The sequence below is a fragment of the Mycoplasmopsis bovirhinis genome (assembly GCF_900660515.1).
GTDB lineage: Bacteria > Bacillota_I > Bacilli_A > Mycoplasmatales > Metamycoplasmataceae > Mycoplasmopsis > Mycoplasmopsis bovirhinis.
Window position 1 is genome coordinate 761,812 of record NZ_LR214972.1, and the last position, 17,830, is coordinate 779,641.

The 17,830-nt window shown below is 26.4% G+C and carries 13 protein-coding genes and 5 tRNA genes; 4 read left to right on the top strand and 14 right to left on the bottom strand.

From position 1 onward, the window contains the following. Positions 1-94: 94 nt before the first annotated feature. Positions 95-943 (bottom strand): PTS glucose transporter subunit IIA, encoded by an 849-nt coding sequence (locus EXC44_RS03185; protein ID WP_129621807.1) that lies wholly within the window; start codon positions 941-943, stop codon positions 95-97. A gap of 109 nt (positions 944-1,052) precedes the next feature. On the opposite strand from EXC44_RS03185, the gene EXC44_RS03190 reads away from it, so the two are divergent. Further along, the gene (locus EXC44_RS03190; RefSeq protein WP_120160291.1) at positions 1,053-1,757 is read left to right on the top strand and encodes a hypothetical protein; all 705 of its coding nucleotides are present in this window, start codon (positions 1,053-1,055) and stop codon (positions 1,755-1,757) included. A 402-nt stretch (positions 1,758-2,159) separates the two neighbouring features. On the opposite strand, the gene EXC44_RS03195 is transcribed toward EXC44_RS03190, so the two are convergent. The 11 genes from EXC44_RS03195 to lepA all read right to left on the bottom strand — a co-directional run bounded on the left by EXC44_RS03195 (position 2,160) and on the right by lepA (position 12,175). Continuing rightward, positions 2,160-2,244: transfer RNA gene (locus tag EXC44_RS03195), tRNA-Leu, on the bottom strand. 12 nt (positions 2,245-2,256) lie between these two features. Beyond that, positions 2,257-2,332 (bottom strand) — tRNA-Thr (locus EXC44_RS03200). Position 2,333: 1 nt separating this feature from the next. Next, a tRNA-Val gene (locus tag EXC44_RS03205) sits at positions 2,334-2,409 on the bottom strand. Positions 2,410-2,417: 8 nt separating this feature from the next. Beyond that, positions 2,418-2,493 (bottom strand) — tRNA-Glu (locus EXC44_RS03210). A gap of 6 nt (positions 2,494-2,499) precedes the next feature. Beyond that, positions 2,500-2,574 (bottom strand) — tRNA-Asn (locus tag EXC44_RS03215). A 185-nt stretch (positions 2,575-2,759) separates the two neighbouring features. Further along, the gene (lepB, locus tag EXC44_RS03220; protein ID WP_129621808.1) at positions 2,760-3,227 is read right to left on the bottom strand and encodes a signal peptidase I; all 468 of its coding nucleotides are present in this window, start codon (positions 3,225-3,227) and stop codon (positions 2,760-2,762) included. A 5-nt stretch (positions 3,228-3,232) separates the two neighbouring features. Further along, entirely contained in the window at positions 3,233-5,491 is a 2,259-nt protein-coding gene (locus EXC44_RS03225) for an ATP-binding cassette domain-containing protein (RefSeq protein WP_129621809.1), read from the bottom strand. Further along, positions 5,478-7,133, bottom strand: coding sequence for a hypothetical protein (locus tag EXC44_RS03230; RefSeq protein ID WP_165001851.1), 1,656 nt, complete (start codon positions 7,131-7,133; stop codon positions 5,478-5,480). The genes EXC44_RS03225 and EXC44_RS03230 overlap by 14 nt, the downstream gene beginning before the upstream one ends. 200 nt (positions 7,134-7,333) lie before the next feature. After that, positions 7,334-8,035, bottom strand: a complete 702-nt coding sequence (locus EXC44_RS03235; protein ID WP_129621811.1) for a hypothetical protein — start codon at positions 8,033-8,035, stop codon at positions 7,334-7,336. A 415-nt stretch (positions 8,036-8,450) separates the two neighbouring features. Next, the gene (locus tag EXC44_RS03240; protein WP_129621812.1) at positions 8,451-10,358 is read right to left on the bottom strand and encodes a M13 family metallopeptidase; all 1,908 of its coding nucleotides are present in this window, start codon (positions 10,356-10,358) and stop codon (positions 8,451-8,453) included. 8 nt (positions 10,359-10,366) lie between these two features. Further along, positions 10,367-12,175, bottom strand: coding sequence for a translation elongation factor 4 (gene lepA / locus EXC44_RS03245; protein ID WP_129621813.1), 1,809 nt, complete (start codon positions 12,173-12,175; stop codon positions 10,367-10,369). A 100-nt stretch (positions 12,176-12,275) separates the two neighbouring features. On the opposite strand from lepA, the gene EXC44_RS03250 reads away from it, so the two are divergent. Continuing rightward, a complete protein-coding gene (locus EXC44_RS03250; RefSeq protein ID WP_129621814.1) occupies positions 12,276-13,016 on the top strand; it encodes an MAGa3780 family membrane protein in 741 nt (246 codons plus the stop codon). A 102-nt stretch (positions 13,017-13,118) separates the two neighbouring features. Here the strand turns inward: EXC44_RS03250 and EXC44_RS03255 are convergent, their stop codons facing one another. Beyond that, on the bottom strand, positions 13,119-14,459 hold the full coding sequence (locus tag EXC44_RS03255) for an APC family permease (RefSeq protein ID WP_129621815.1): 1,341 nt from the start codon (positions 14,457-14,459) through the stop codon (positions 13,119-13,121). A 355-nt stretch (positions 14,460-14,814) separates the two neighbouring features. Between EXC44_RS03255 and EXC44_RS03260 the strand changes: the two genes are divergently transcribed. Then, positions 14,815-15,786: a LacI family DNA-binding transcriptional regulator gene (locus EXC44_RS03260; protein WP_099309542.1), complete on the top strand. Its 972-nt coding sequence runs from the start codon at positions 14,815-14,817 to the stop codon at positions 15,784-15,786. Positions 15,787-15,794: 8 nt separating this feature from the next. Further along, entirely contained in the window at positions 15,795-16,622 is an 828-nt protein-coding gene (locus tag EXC44_RS03265; RefSeq protein WP_129621816.1) for a deoxyribonuclease IV, read from the top strand. A 586-nt stretch (positions 16,623-17,208) separates the two neighbouring features. On the opposite strand, the gene EXC44_RS03270 is transcribed toward EXC44_RS03265, so the two are convergent. Further along, positions 17,209-17,760: an inorganic diphosphatase gene (locus EXC44_RS03270; RefSeq protein ID WP_129621817.1), complete on the bottom strand. Its 552-nt coding sequence runs from the start codon at positions 17,758-17,760 to the stop codon at positions 17,209-17,211. Positions 17,761-17,830 lie beyond the last annotated feature (70 nt).

A 17,830-nucleotide genomic window follows, 5' to 3' on the forward strand; every position in this document is an offset into this window, starting at 1 on the left:
CTTAATCTCCTTAGAAATATATATTTAAAATTAGCAAGATAAAAAAGATTCTTAGCAGTTTAACAACTCTAAAAATCTTTTTTACATTAAATTTTTATACTAAATCAAATAAACTTGATCCAGTTTTTGCTTCAGTTGCTTGGTTTACAATCTTAGTTAAACTTGAAGAATATGAAGTGCAAATGATAATTCTAGTATCAATTTTCTCATTAGCAAATTGATCTAAATCTAATTCAAATAAGTTTTGTCCTGCTGCAACTTCACTATTAACATGGGCAAGCAAATTAATTCCAATTCCATTTAGTTTATAACTATCTAAGCCAATGACAATTACTAATTCAACTCCATGTGAATTAGTAAACAAGAATTGGTTTTTACTTGCTGGGAGCATGGTTATTTTACCATCAAAAGGTGCAACAAGCTTAAGTTTACCAGAATTTTCTTTTAGTTTAATAACTAATCCTGCTCCTACTAATCCTTCAGAAAAAATTCCATCATTTAATGAAGTTAAGGGTAATATTTCTCCTGAAACAGGAGCTAAGACATTTAAGTGCTCTAAATTAGCTGTTTTTATGCTGTTTTGAGCATTATTTAACTTTCCACGAGTATTTGTATCTTTTGGCTCTTGTTTAACTAAAATTTGAGCATATTTACGTATTTCAAAATTCAATTCCTCTGTAACACTGCCAAAGTCAGCTTGAATATGTTTTGTTGCTTCAAAAACTTCAACTCTTGAAGCTCCTAAAGCTTTTAAATTTTGGCTTGAAACTTTAGTAAGATCTTTAACATCATAACGTAATTCAGAAACTGAATTACTAAATGCATTAATATTATGAATTCCACCAAAGGCATTAATAATTTCGATTACTTTAGCTGGAACTTCTTGGTTACAAACACATCCAAAAAATGGTTTGCAAGTACATGTACTATTTTGGTTTGACATTAATTAAACTCCTTCAAATAATTTTATTTATTTTACCAAATTATTGTTAATTGTTAAAAGAAAATTATCATTATCATATTTTATAATAATTGTGTATAATAATGAGATAATGATAACAAATTACAAATATAAGGATAGTCTCACTTGAGACCGAAATTTATTTTGAGGTATTATTTTCATTGGTTTTGCTTTAGGGATGTTAGTTTTTAGCGGACTATTAACAATCTTTATGCGAATCATTGTAAATGGTAATGGAAACCAACTAATTTTATTTTTAACCATTGGATCACTTGGAATTTTTGTAATTTCAATGATCCAATGGTTTATGTCTTCTAAGCGTTCATACGCTTGAAGCAGTATACGACTTTTTTTAAGTATTATTTTCTGGGCAATGCTTTTTAGTGGATTATTTCATCTTTTATTAGTGAAAGATGTTGCTAGCTTTAGCCCAAGCTCATTATTTTTAATTATGCTTGCGCCAATTTTAATTATGGCAATTGCGGCTGTTTTATCATTTTTTGATATTTCAATGCATAAATTATCTATTGTAATGAGCCTTTTATTAGTAGCATTTATTATTATGGCAATTATCTCAATTTTTGCCTACCGCGCATATTTTTGAGTTTTACTAATTCAAGGAGCAATTTTTACAATTAATAGCCTTTTTGCCTTTAGACAAATTCGTCAAGCTGAAATGTTTGCTAATAATAAATTAGTGCTTAATGCAATTTTTTGAACTACTGAATTATTAAATAACTACTTCCACTTATTGTATGTAGTAGTGCGCTTATTATTGATTCGTTCAAGAGATTAAAAAACCCGGGCTAAAGGCCTAGGTTTTTAAATAAAAAAATGAACCCCCAAGTGAAAACGAAAGAAAGACTTGAGGGGAAATTTAAAATAACAAAAAAGGAGAAAACCAGCAATAGAATAGTTGCTGGTTTAATTATTATTTATTGAATTTGTAAAAAAATGTGTGTGTATATGTATTGTGATAAAAAAATATAAAAAATAAAAACAAAAAATTAATTAAAAAACTTTAAAGGAGATCATGAAATTAAAACATTGTATTTCTATAAATTGAAAGAGAGAGAGATATAAAATAAGTTATAATAACATGTTCTATGATTAAACAAATTCAATGATAATATTCGTTAATTAAAACGAACTACTTATTAAAACATATAAAAATATAAAAAATAAAAATTAAAAAAAGTGGTGCACGAAGAGGGACTTGAACCCTCATACCCGAAAGTACTAGAGCCTAAATCTAGCGTGTCTGCCAATTTCACCATTCGTGCTAATTTGATCTTTGGTGCCGTCTATAGGACTCGAACCTACGACCTACTGATTACAAGTCAGTTGCTCTACCAACTGAGCTAAGACGGCATGGTGGAAGATAAGGGACTCGAACCCATGACATTCGCCTTGTAAGGGCGACGCTCTCCCAGCTGAGCTAATCTTCCATAAAAAATGGCAGTCTGTACGGGGATCGAACCCGTGCGTGCATGGATGAAAACCATGTGTGTTAACCGCTTCACCAACAGACCATATAATGGCGCCGATTATTGGGATTGAACCAATGACCAACTGGTTAACAGCCAGCTGCTCTACCTCTGAGCTAAATCGGCACTTTTTTGCTTAATTGCTAAAATATTATAACACATTTCTTAAATAACAAAAAAATTTTATTATTTTTTTTAATTATGCTTAATCTAGAAATTTTTGCTTATTTATTATAACATAGTTTTAAAATAATTAAATGTAAAATAATGAATAAAAAAGCCATTTATGCAAAAGGACATAAATGGCTAAGCTAAGGTAAAATAGCAGTTATATCAGTAATAAAGAAGGTGCCAAAATGGCGGCTATCAAGTGAATTAGCTAAATTATCACCTAAAGCAAAAAAGTTATTTTGGTTAATTATTAAATTTAAATTATCAAATGTTGAATTATTTAACTTTAATAAAAATTTGCCATTTAAAAATAATTGGTCATTTTGAATTTTAATATTATCACCTGGCAAACCAATTACTCTTTTGATTAACAACTGATCTTTAAAATTAAAAATTGCAATAGTATTATAAGTAATTGACTTAGATTTTTTAGCTAACAAAAGTTGCTGATCATGTAAAGTTGGATTCATTGAATCACCATTAACTCTAATAATAGTATAAAATTCAAAAAAGATTAAGAGTGAGCTTAGCAAGATAATAAAACTCAAACTCACTCAAAAGATTCATGATTTTAAAAGTTTTTTAAAGCTAAAATATTTTCGAATCATAATAGTTATTGAAGCAACTTATTAGTCGCTTTTTTATATTGTCAAAATGACATAAAACTAAATAAAACTAAAGCAATAGATGAGTAAATTAACCATAAAGAATTAAAAGCGATAAAATTAGTTAATAAATTAGTTTCTAAAGCAGCTAATCCAGTTATTAAATTAATTACTGGGTTTAAAGATGGTAAGACAATTATTAAACCAGCTATTAATGTAAAAAATAAGATAAAAACTACATGTAAGGATTGATAAAATAAAATTCATAAGGGCTTAGTACCTAAGGCTTTTAAAATACCAATATTTTTGCGTTTTGAATCAGATAATGATTTTAGGTATGAAGTTAAAAAACTACCAAATAATGCAATAAAAATAATAAATAAACCAAAAGTAATAAATTGTACTAATTTTGAATTTTTCATTAATTCAAAAACTATTGAACTTGGTCCATCGATAATACTATATTTATTTGATAATTTTTTTAAATAATCATTATTAATAGTATCAGAACTAGCATTAGCATCAAAAAAGATGTGCAACCTAGCATTAGTTGTTTCAAGTAATTTAGTAATTATATCTTGCTGGTATCTAAATTCAGTTATTTCTGAGTCATAAATACCAACAATTTTTAAGATTATTCCTCTATTATTAGATTTAAATTCAGCTCAAATTTCATCATTTAATTTAAAGTTGAAATTTGTCTCGGCACTTTCTAATAATTTATTTGAAACAATAATTTCATTATAGTTAGAAGGTTTGCTTCCTTCAATTAGCTTTATATCTAAATCATAGCTAGTTTTGAATATATATAAACTTGATTTAAAAAAGCCATCATCTCCTTCTTTAGGCTTATGAGATATCTCATTAAAAAGTTTTCCGTATTTTGCATAAATATTTGCAATTTTAATCTCTAAATCTTTTAGAAAATCTTGGTGAATTCAAAAATCAACTTGATTTTGATATTCCAAAGTTTTGAATTGACCAACAATTTTTAAATCATACTTTATGGTTTTTAATTCATCAGTAAAATCTTTTGTTTCATTATAAAAACTAAAAGTTGGTTCTAAGGAAATAGTTTGATTAATTGGGTTTAGTAGTCCTAATTTTTTAGCAAAATTTTCGTTAATTAAAATTTCATTTTTGTTTGTAATGAAAGAACCACTAACATTACTTAATGATTTATATCTTTGGATAAAAAAATCATCATTATTTATCTGAAAGAATGAAACACTAGATGCAGAATTATTGTTATATTTTAATGAAAAACTTGTTGAAACAGGCGTTGGGGCATAAATTGCTTTAACATTTTTATCTTGCTTTAATTCTTGTATCTCTTGGTCGCTAAAATTAGCAAAACTAGGTTTTCTAATTGATGCTAAATCTAGGTTATTAACTTTAACAAATGAATCAGAAAATTTAGTTGTTCCTGTATTTAGATTAAAAGTAAGCAAGGTAGAAAAGATCGCCAAAACAAATGAAGCAATAATTAAAAGAACTTGCCATAATTTTGTTTTTAAATCGTTTTTAATAAATTTAAAAGCAATTTTAAATTTATTAAAAGTATTTGGCTTTTTATTTAGATCTGTTTTTGATTCTTGCAGATTTTGTTTAATATTATCTTTTGAATTATCTTTTAAAACAACTAACTTTGCATCATCAATTTTTACGATTTTATCGGCATAATTTTCCACTAATTCATAATTATGACTAACAATTACAATAGTTTTAGTTTTTGATAATTCTTTTAAAGTATCAAAAATAAGTTTTGAAGTTTCAAGATCTAAATTACCAGTTGGCTCATCAAGCAAAATAAAATCTGATCTACGGTTTAAAGCTCTCAAAATTGCTACTCGCTGCTTTTCTCCTCCAGAAATTTGTTTTACATTACTTTTTAAAATTTCTGGATTAATATTAATTAACTCTGCTTGCTTTAGTAAATGATCTTTATTTAGGTTGAAACCTAAAACACCATTTCCTACTTCAATATTTTCAGTAACATTCAAATTATCAAATAAGTTAAAATCTTGAAAGACTAAATCAATTTTGGGATTTAGTATTTTATTTGAATTAGCATCAAAATATTCAATAGTTCCATTATTTGCTTTAAAGATTTTAGCAATATGGTATAAAAGTGTTGTTTTACCAATTCCAGAAGGACCAACAAATGCTGTTATTTTATTTTGTGGAATTTCTAAACTAACATCATGGAATAACATTCTTTGTTCTTTATTTCCAACATATGTAGTTAGGTTTTTAATTTGTATCATATTCCTCCAATAAATTTAAGAGTTGTTTTGAGTAAAAATATCCAATAATATTGATATGTTTATAGTTATTTAAATATGATTTAATTCAATTAATGATTTTATTTTTATTAATTTTTATATTTGAATTAATTTGGTGAAAGTCTTCAGAAAAATAAAGGTATAGACCATATATTTCTCAAGGATTGGTTCAGATTTTGGGTTGACTCGAAATTAAATTATTAATTTTAATATTTAAAGCATTAATTAGTTCTAAACTAACATTATTATTTAAGTTGCTAAAAAATAAAATTTCAACAGATTCATGTATTTCAGTTGTTTTTATTAATATTTTATCTTTTTCTTGGTTAATTTTGTTTAAGATATAATATGAGATGCTAGCATTTTTATCAATGAAATTTCCTAAAAAGGATTGTGCTTTGAATAAATCAATAGCGGCACCTGGTTCAATTAAACGGTTTTCTTTTAATTTAGCCAAAATTGCTCCAACTTCATCTTTTTGTTTCATCAAAAAACTAGGGTCATAATTTTTATAAAAAATAAGATATCAATATAATTCAGAACTATAAATTGACCAAAGCTGACTATTTGATTTGTAAGCTATATATATTTTATTATAAGTTTCATCGATTGCTGATTTTAGTAATTTTTGATTAATGTTTGGTTGAGTTTGATTTTTAATCATTAAATAATATTGGGTTAAATATTGAATACTATTTTTTATATTTTCATAATGAATTATTTCTTCGTCCTTAAGATTTTGATATTCATTTGCTAACATATTGTTAAATTCTTGATTTTTAAAAACAAAATCATCACCAAAATCTTTACGTAATAAAGTGAGGTAATAATTTCAGTATGCTCCAAATTTTATAAGCCCTAATGCCCAATTATCCTTAATATAAGCAAGGTACTCTAAATCATCAATTTCAAAGTATTTTTTTAAAATATGGTAAAGAGTTATTTTGTATTGAATTTCAAAATTAACTGTTTCTGTTAATTTCGGAAAATAATTATTTTTAATATCTTGATGTCATTTAATAATTTGCTCTTTTTTTGATAAAAATATTGCTTTAGCTTCTTCAAAAGGTAAAATATCAATAAATTTAATGATGGTAAAACCATCAACTATATTTCCCCGAGATACAAAATCATCTGGATCTTCAGTTTTTGGGTATTTAAAATTAAAGTTATTTAAAAGATAATTTGCAAGTGGTTTTAAATCAAAAAAATTACCTAGTTTAGCTCCTACAACATTATAAGCATCATCAAGATCTTTTAGAATTGTAGCACTATTATAATAAATTGCTTCTTCAGTAGCTATTTCATGAGGATTTAAATGTATAATTTTGCGATCATTATCCCAGAAGGTTTCTAGGTATTCGTTAACTGTTTTAAGATCTATTTGCCCTAGAGATAATAAAATATTTACATAATAACCTAAATTATTTAATTTAACACTTGAGAAATTAGGAAATGATTTTATTCTTTTTTTAATATGTTCAAGTTTTTCTTGGTTATTAATAAGTTTGTAATATTGAGCATAGTCCATAATTAGTGGATATCTAATAAATAGCGAAGACTCATATGTATAAGAGATCTCGTCGTTATTACTGGTAAAGACTCTTTGAGTTAATTGATTCATTAAATTATCTTCTATTTCCTTATTTATATTGTAGTTTTTAAACTCAAAATTACTTTTTGGATATTTTATATATTTATTTTTAATAAAATTCTGCTTTAAAAAAGGTGTGTAAATAATCGCACCAACTGCTCCAGCTGTGAAAATAAATAGAAAAATAAATCATGTTAAAATGACTTTAATATTTTTTTTAAACATATTTATTATGATTGTTTCTCTTGGTCTTTTTTAGAAGATAAAAGGGTATATGAAATAGTTTTTGCTTTATATTTTGCCCTTAAATATTGGTTAAAGCCCCAATATGTTCAAATTCATGCTTTATTTTCTGATTCTGATCTTAAGATAGGACTATTAGTTGTTGATAAGGTTTCAGTAAGTGTTTTACCATTAAGGCTAAAAGAAGAACTAAAGCCTAAAGTTCTATCTGTTGAAACAGTTGCTTCTAAGGTAGGCGATCCTATTCCACTAATTTCGGTAACCAAAATTTGTTCAAGCTCAGGAAGTGTTATTTTTTTACCACTTAAAGCTTCAACATAAGTTTCAATTTTAGATTTTCAACTAACATAGTCTTGACGGAAAAACTCATTTTTGCGTGGTTGATAGTTATATGTTAATTTGCCTTTTGCAACAGCTGGAATTTTTGAATATACATTATTGCTTTTATAATAAACATCAGCTTCAGATAATTCAATCATTCTATCAATTTCCTGGTATCCATCACCTTCATATCAGTCAAAGGTTGCAAAAAGCCAAGCAAAACCAAAGCCAAGTGCTATTCCAGGTATTAAAAGAGGACTAAGTGCTTTTGTTTTCTGTACATTGCTATATACTATTGCTGTAGCTGACGCAGCAGCAGTTATTATTGCTCCACTAGCTAATAATATATTTTTCTTTTTAAATTTCATAATAACTCCTGATTCAATTGTTATATTTTTAATTGACTATTTATTAAATAAAATTTAAATTTATTTATATCTATATTATAACATATATATATATATATATATATATATATATAATACCAAAAGATTATGAGAATTTAATTATAGTTTTTTATGTCTAAGCATTAAATTGGACAGAAAAGCTGACATTTTCCCAGTTTTAGCAAGTTCTTTATTTTAATAAGTATTAGATGAGATGTTATTGTGAGCTTCTTACTCTTTTACTTGAATTATGTATGAAGGATATAAACTAATCGGAATAATTAGTAAAGAACTAGCTAAAAATATAGTTATTTAATCATTTTTTTCATAATATAAAATATAACTTAATTTAATCAAAAAACCACTTATGTAATGATAAGTGGTTAATTAATTTAGTTTACCAAATTTTAACTCGTTTTGATGGTTCAATATACATTTTATCACCAGGCTTAATATCATAGTGTTGGGCAAAATCATCACTATTAGCTAAAATAACGTTAGCCCTAATTTCAGTAGGTGAGTGAACATCAGTTTCTAATTGACGTTTTGCTGCTCCTTCTTTGTAAATTGAACGTCAAATAGTAGCCCAAGAGATAAAGAATTCTTCTAACGAAAAGTCTGGCTCAGATTTAGCTGATTCTAAAGCACAGCTAAAGCCACCTAAATCAGCAATATTTTCCGAAACAGTTAATTTACCATTAACTTTTCCATAGTCAGTTTCTCTTTGGTCAAATAATTCAATTGCAGCTTTAGTTTTTTCTTTAAATTGTGCTAAATCTTCTTCGGTTCATCAATTATTTAATGAACCTTTTTCATCAAATTGTGAACCGTTATTGTCAAAGCCATGTGAAATTTCATGCGCTATAACAGCTCCAATTCCTCCGTAGTTAGCTGATGAATTTCGATCAATACTATAAAAAGGTCAAGCTAAAATAGCTGCCGGGAAAACAATTTTATTTTGTAATGGGCTATAGTAAGCATTAATTGTTGCAGGCGACATAGTTCAATATCTTTTATCTTCTTCTTTTAAATATAATGATAATTTATATTCCACCATTAATTTTGAAAATTTCTGTGTATTTTCAAATAAGTTTGAACCTTCTTGATAAGTTGTAACTTTAAATTGCTTGTAATATGGTCTAATAATTTCTGGATATCCTATCATTACTTGAATATGATCAAGTTTCGCAATTGCTTTTGCAATTGTTTCTTTTGATAATCAAGTATTAGCTTGTAGACGTCTTTTATAAACATTAATCATGCTTTGAACCATATTTTCAACATCTTTTTTAGCTTTTTTACCAAAATAAGTTCTAGCATAATACATCCCTAATGACATTCCAAAAAAGCCATTAGTTTTATCATAAGCGAAATCTTCTAAACTTCTTGCTTTTTCAATTGAATATAAAGCTTTTTTAAATTCATTAGCTGTTAATCTAATTTCTTCAGATAAATTATTAGTTTGAGATAATAAATTAAAAATAAACATGTGAGCTTTATAGCTTTCAAATCTTTCTTTTGAATAAATTAAATCAAAATTTTCAAAGAATTTTTGGTTAATAACTGAAGCGCTGGCTATTTTTTGACCTAAAACCAAATCAATAATTTTTAATAAATCATATTTTTTTGAAAATTTTGAAATACTATTTCTTTCTTGTAAGTTATATAAAGCGACAAAATTAGCTTGTTCAACTGAAGAAAGTAAAAAATCTTTGTAGTATAAATCAAATTCAACTGCTTTGTTGATTAAATCTAAAGCATCCAAACTTGATTTACCATAACTAGTTAAAAGTTTAAAAACCATATCTTTTCAAACTTCAATAAGCTTTTGAGCTTCTAGAAAATTATCATAAGTTTCTTTAGAAGGCAAGATGGTTCTTGATGGATTTGATAATCATAAAATGTGTTTTGTATTATCGATAAAATCTTCAAAAAGATCAATATCAAATGGGTGATTTGAATAAGTTAATCAAAAATCACGATCTTGATTAAATAATTCTTCAAATGAATTTAATCTTTCAAGTTTATTTAAATATTTTCTAATTGGATCTCAACTAAGTTGATTTCTTTTATTTATATCTAAAACCATGTTATAGAACTTGGTGTACTCATGGATCATTGGATCATTTGGTAAAGTTTTAGGATCTTTAGATCAACTAGTAATTTGATCTTTTAATAATTTTTCTAGTTTTATATCCATTTCAACAAATGATCCAATTGATGAGCGATCAGCTGGAATTTTAGTTGTTTGCAACCAATCATGGTTAATATGTTTAAAATAATTATCTTTTAAATTTGGTTTCATTATTTCTCCTATTTCTTAGTATCTATATTCGTTTTTAAAATTGATAAGAAGGCTTCTTGTGGCACATCTATGCTACCAAGTTTTTTCATACGTTTTTTACCTTCTTTTTGTTTTTTAAGTAGTTTTTGCCTTCTAGTAACATCTCCACCATACAATTTAGCTGTTACATCTTTGCGAAAGGCTTTAATTGTTTCTCTAGCTATAATTTTTCCACCAATAGTGGCTTGAACTGGTACTTCAAAGTTTTGCCGTGGAATAGCATTTTTAAGTTTTTGACATAGCTCTCTCGCATTTTCATATGCATTGTCACGGTGAGTAATCATTGAAAAAGCATCAACTTTATCACCATTAAGTAAAATATCAACTTTAACTAAATCACTTTCTCTGTAACCTAACCACTCATATTCAAAACTTGCGTAACCTTTAGTTGTTGATTTAAGACGATCAAAAAAATCAAAGATCGTTTCAGCTAAAGGCAGTTCATAAATAACTGAACTACGGCGCTTATCAATCATATCTAGTGATTTATAAATACCTCGCTTATTTTGACATAGTTCCATAACATTTCCAATATATTCGTTGGGAATAAAAATATGAGCTTCAACGTAAGGTTCTTCAATTTTGTCAATAAAGGTTCGATCCGGCAAGAGCGTTGGATTAGCAATCATTTCAACATTACCATTAGTCATCGTAACTTTATATTCAACACTAGGGCTTGTTGCAATAATTCCAACTTTATACTCACGATCTAAGCGCTCTTGTAAAATCTCCATATGTAATAAACCTAAAAAACCAACTCTAAAACCAAAACCTAAAGCTTTAGAAGTTTCTTGTTCTCAAGTAATTGAAGAATCACTTAAAGAAATTTTTTCTAAACTTTCTTTAAGTTGTGAATAGTCCCTAGTATCTACTGGGTAAAACCCAGTAAAAACTACTGGTTTCATTTTTTTATAACCTGGAAGAGCTTGTAAAGTGGGATTTTCAATTAAAGTAATTGTATCTCCAACATTTACTTCTTTGGCATCCCTAATAGCAGCAGAAACTCATCCTACTTCGCCAGCACTTAAAAAGTCTTTTTTAGTTTCATAAGGACTTCTCACCCCTAGTTCTATAACATGGTATGAATTATTTGAATCATTTCTTGACATAAATTTAAATTTATCACCAGTATTAAGTTTTCCTTCAAAAATTCTAACTAACATAACAACCCCTCGATAAGGATCAAAATAACTATCGAAAATTAAAGCTTTTAAAGGTTTATGATCATTTGCTAAAACTGGGCTAGGAATATATTTTACAATTGCTTCAAGTAATTTATCAACTCCAAGACCAGTTTTAGCTGAAACTAAAACAGCATTGTCAGTTGAAATTCCAATAACGTCTTCAATTTCTTTTTTAACTTCATCGACATTAGCACTTGGTAAGTCAATTTTGTTAATAACCGGAACGATTGCTAAGTTATTTTCTAAAGCTAGATAAACATTAGCTAAAGTTTGAGCTTCAATTCCTTGAGTTGCATCAACAATTAACAAAGCTCCTTCGCTAGCTGCTAAAGATCTAGAAACTTCATAAGTAAAATCAACATGACCTGGAGTATCAATTAAGTGAAAGATATAATCTTTATACTTAATTTGCACGGCATTTAATTTAATGGTAATGCCACGTTCTTTTTCAAGATCCATTGAATCAAGAAATTGATCAGTTAAATTACGGTCACTAACAGTTTTAGTTAGTTCTAAAATTCGGTCAGCTAAAGTACTTTTGCCATGATCGATATGGGCTATAATTGAGAAATTTTTTATTTTAGATTTATCCATAGGCAATTTATATTATATTATAAAAATATAAATTTACTTAATTAAAGAGATAACAAATTTTATTTTAATTTTATTATATATTAACTATAATATAACTAATATGAAAAAAATATATGATGTCTTAAGTCCAAGAAAAACTAAAACAATTAGAATACTTGGTTTATTTGTTTTGTTTTTCTCAACTATTTTAATCACTGTTAATATGCTTTATACTAATATGACTGGAATTGTAGAGCATCCTAAATATTGAGAATTTAAAACTGTTTTTGGACCTTTTTACCACTTGCTTTATTTTACAAATATTTCTAATGTCTTTTTAGGTATTATGATCGTTGCTTTGGTATTAAAACCTTCTTGTAAATTACGGCAAAATTTGTTTTTTGTTTCTGTTATTTTAATTAGTATTACTTTTGTTGTTTACTGGCTGCTTATATCGTGAGGTCAACCTTGAAAAGATCCAATTATAATTACAACAAGCATTACAACCCATGGAATACATCCATTAATTGGATTTGTAGTTTTATACTTAATGCGCAAAGAAATTAAATTAACAAGACAAGTTATTTTTATTTCTTCAGCAATTGTTTTAACCTACTTTTTCTTTGCTTTAGTTTTATATTTAGTAACAGGAGCACCACATAAATTTAAAGATGGAGCAATTATTTATTCATTTATGCATTTTAGAAGGCCATTTTTTACCACTACATCTAATTTAGGATTAATCATTGCTTTAGATCTTTTAATCTTTGTGATTGGAGCTTTTATTCCTGTTATCTTTGCTTTTCTTTGAAAATTATTATTTAATTTAAAAGTAACATTAAAAAGACAAATGAAACACTAAAAATAAATCTAAAACACACTAACTTATTATAGTGAGTTAGTGTGTTTTCTTTTTTAACCACTTGTTTCGATAACAATGAATTATTGTGATAATTTAAGTTTCTTAGCTCTTTTTTTTATTATATTTAGCCGAAATAAATCAAACAAGGTAACCAAAAATTATAGTGGCAACATATGAAATTAATGGTAAAAAGTTTTCAAAAGTAATTTTATTTTCGATTAAAAATGAAATTTGTGAACCAATTAAAGTAAAGATAATTGCAACCATCCCAATTACATAAATAATTTTTTCTCAAACTGGAATTTTTTCTTCTTTTCTAATCGATCATAGTCAAACTGTGAAGATTGTTAATAAATATTGAATTAAATATGAAATATTACCAGCTGCTAAGATTTTTTCAAAGGTATTATTAACTCCTGCTAAGGTAGGTATAATACTGAAAAAAACTGATGATAAAGTTCCAACAATTGCATAAACGATAATCGCATTACGGTATTCATTATGTTTATTAGTTTGAGCTCAAGGTATTGGAAAAAAACCATCTTTAGCTAAAGCTGCAATCATCCGAGCTTTTGGTTGCACACCACCCATAGTAGATGAAACACGGTTGAAAAATAATCCAATTGCAAAAATAGTTACTCCAGTTGTTCCCCAAACGGTTTTATATGCAATATCAAGACCAAATCCTGAAACATTACTTTTTTCTAATCCTAAAAAGATAAAATAAAAAATAAAATAAGCAGCAAAGACAATTAAAAACATATAAATCATAATTTTTTTGAATCTTTTGGTTTCAATATCTTTTGAAATTGTAGCCAAAGATTCAAAACCACCATAAACATAAATAAAGCTTAAAATTCCACCAGCAAAAGCGCTTAAGCTAAAAGGACCTAAGTCTTTGATGCTTGCTGCATATGAATTACTTTGAGAAATTAAATAAATAATTAAACCAAAACCTAAAGCTAAAGTAATTCATTTAAAAACTGCTGTAACAAAAATAAAGTTTTTTGATAGTTTATAACCAAATGTACCAAGTAACACAAAAGAAATGTAAATAATTACTGAAATAACTGTATATAATATTTCATTATTTTGATCAAATTGGGAGATTAATCTTGCAAAAAATAATGGGGTTGTTCCTGCAAATAAAATAATTTGGCTTGCTTGGTTTCAACCTTGAAAAAAGGTCATTTGTTTACCAAAAGTTTTTTTGGCATATAAATATGATCCGCCAATTTCGTTTTGGTATTTTTGGCCAGCCCGTGAAAAAGCGAAGATAACTGCAACAATGATAATGGAAGTTAAGATAAAAATTAAAATTCCTCAAACTCCTTGATTAATTAAACTTGAAATTGTTGCGATAAAACCAAAACCAACAACATAGTTAAGACCATATAAAATAAAATTGACTTCTGAAAGTGAATTTTTCTTTGATTTAGTCATTAAATCTCCTTCTTTTATTTAATAAGTGCTCCAATTATACACTAATAATTTTTTAACTATAATAAAAAAATGTTTATATTTTAGTTTATTTTTAGAAAAAACATCTTTTTTAATTAAATTCGAGAAAAACTACAAAAACAATATTTTTGTTTGTAAATTAATGAATATGTTGTATAATATCTTCAATGCTTACTTAATCCAAGTAAGGCTGTATATTTCAGTAATATACTTCTTGAGCCATAATAAAATGCTCCTTTCACATAATAATACTATTTCACTATAACAATAAGTTATAGTGATTTTTTTATGTATAAATTTGTTTTAATTTTTAATTTTTGTTTATAATATTTTTAATATGAAAAATAACAGTTTTAAAAATATTACTTATAAGGAAATTTCAGAAAAAACTGGAGTCTCAATTTCAACAATTAGTAGATATTTTAATAATGGTTATGTATCAACTGCAACTACGGAAAAAATTGTTAGGTTTGTTAATAAACATGATTATACCCCTAATTATGCTGCAAGAATTATAAGAGGTAAAAATAAATCAATTTTTGTTATTATGCCTAATAGTTTACAAAATAAATATAATTTAATAGTTAGTGGTTTAGTAATAGCTTGCCAAAAAAACGATAATCCTGTTTTTACTGCTTATGCTGATAATTCTGCTAGCGACTATATTCACACTATTAAATACGCTTTATCTTGAAAACCTTTAGCAATTGTTGTTTTAGCTCCAGATTATAGTAAAAAATTATTTGACTTTTTAAAAACAATTGAAGGTACGTCAGTAATTTTATATGGACATAAAGTAGATGATTTAAATTGAATTAAGCCAGATATGAAAGCAAGTTTTTATCAAGTTACCAAAGTAGCTAAAAACTTTCGCACTTCTAATCTTGCTTTAATTATTGATGAAAAACTTTCTGAGAGCCAAAGACTTGAAATTAAGAGTGGTTTTTTAGAAGCTTGTGATGAATTTTCAATTGACTGTGCCGTTTATAATTTAGAAACTAAAAAAGATTGAATGAGTATTCAAAATTTAAATCTTAAATTAAAAGTAGCAGGAGTCAAAAATATCATTTGTTCCAGTCATGAAGTGTACGTGTCAATTATGAATACTTTAGGTCCTAAGGAATTTAAAATGACTGATATTGGTTATTCATCTGTTTATGATATTGTTAAAACATATAAGGCAAAGATTTTTATTGATTATCCTAAAATAGGGATGATTATACAAAGGATGATTCATGATTATATTGATACTCAAGAGCCCCAGGGTAAATTAATTGATACAACAATTATTCAAGAAAGTGAAAAATAGGAGAAAAGATGATTAAATTAGGTTCACATATTTCGTTTAAAAAACCTGGTTATTTACCAGGTGCTGTAAAAGAATCATTAGAAAATGGTGCTAATACAATGATGATTTATTTAGGAGCGCCGCAAACCACTATTAGAGTACCTGTTGAAAATTATAATTTAGAAGTTTACTTACAAGATTATAAAGATAAAATCAAACAAGAAGATATTATTGTGCATGCTCCATATATTATTAATCCTGCTAATCCTGCTAAAGCTAATTTTTCAAATGATTTTTTAATTAAAGAAATTAGCAGGATGAATTATTTAGGGTTAAAATATTTAGTCTTACACCCTGGAGCTTATACAACATACGAAATTCAGGAAGCATTAGAACAATTAGTTGAAAGTTTAAAATATATTATTAACCAAACTAAAGATGTGGTAATTTGCATTGAAACAATGAGTGGTAAGGGAACAGAAATTGGAATTAACTTCGAACAAATTAGATATTTATTAGATGAAGTGGATCATGATAGGGTGCAAGTATGCCTTGACACTTGCCACTTATGAGATGCTGGTTATGATTTATCTAATTATCAGGAATTTAAAACCGAATTAAATAAATATAATCTTTTAAAGCATGTTAAAGTAATTCATTTAAATGATTCAAAAAACACCTTAGGATCTCATAAAGATCGCCATGCTAATATTGGACATGGCTATATTGGTACTGATACTTTAAAACAATTTGTGCATGATGTAGATTTTGATAATATTCCAATTATTTTAGAAACACCATATGTAGATAAAAAACCAATTTATAAAGAAGAAATTAAACTTCTTTTAGAAAAATAGTATAAAAACAGAGTTCCAAAAGAATTCTGTTTTTACTTAATTAACTTTGAGATTCCAAAACCATTTTTAAACATTTATAGTCACATATAATATTTTTACCAACTATAATAAAGAAGCTGCTTCATCAATATAAGTATATTATTTGATTTTAAGGACTAATTTAGATTTATCGCTAAATTGGTGTACAGAGCTAACATTATTATTTAATAAAATAAGATTTTTGTGGTAAAAATATACATTATAAAGTATTTCTTTAAAGTGTTTTGTAATAAATTCTTTGCTAGTTTACTAATTAGATTTAACTTTTAAAAATATGTTAATAAATTCATCTTTTTAAGTTATAAATAGTATTACTTTAACTACAGTAAGTATTTGAAGAACTTTAAGTATGTTTATTTTAACTCGCTTTATTTCCTTTACATTATATATATAAAATAGTTGAAACAGCTACTAATGCACATTTTAAAAATAAACTAGTATATTTAATTATTTTCTTAGTTATTTTTTCATTTTAATACTTCCTTAATGATCTTATATTATAAAAAATAAAAAAGCCACTTTTAATTTTTATAAATGGCTATAATATTTAACTTGGATATTTTTCTGGGTGAAGTTTTTTCATTTTTTCAATGAATTCTTTTTTAGGTAGTTGACCATATTCTTGCATCAAACTAAGACATTCATTGTATTCTTGAATTGCATAATCAATTCCTTCAAATCCTGAAACTGTGGTAATTCCTTCTTGTTTTCAATTTTTATAAGTGCTAAAGAAAGTTCTAATAGTATCTAAAAAAGGCAATGGTAAATCTTCTAGTTTTTGAATATGATCAAGTCGATAATCATCACTGTGTACAGCGATTAACTTAGTATCAGTTTCACCATCATCAATCATTTTCATAGCTCCAATAATACGAGCTGAAAGTTTTACTCCTGGATGGAACGTTTCATTTGAGTATAATAATACATCTAATTCATCACCATCTCAATCAAGTGCATTAGGAATAAAACCATAATTACATGGATATAGGAAATCACCTCTTAAAATACGGTCAACTTCAATTTCGCCAGTTTTGCGGTTGTGTTCATATTTAATTCTTGAATTTTTTGGAATTTCAATTTTAACATCTATTTTTTGCATGCTTTAATTATAATCTAAAAATTAAAATTATCTAATTTTTAGATTTTGATTTTACTTATTTTACCAATGA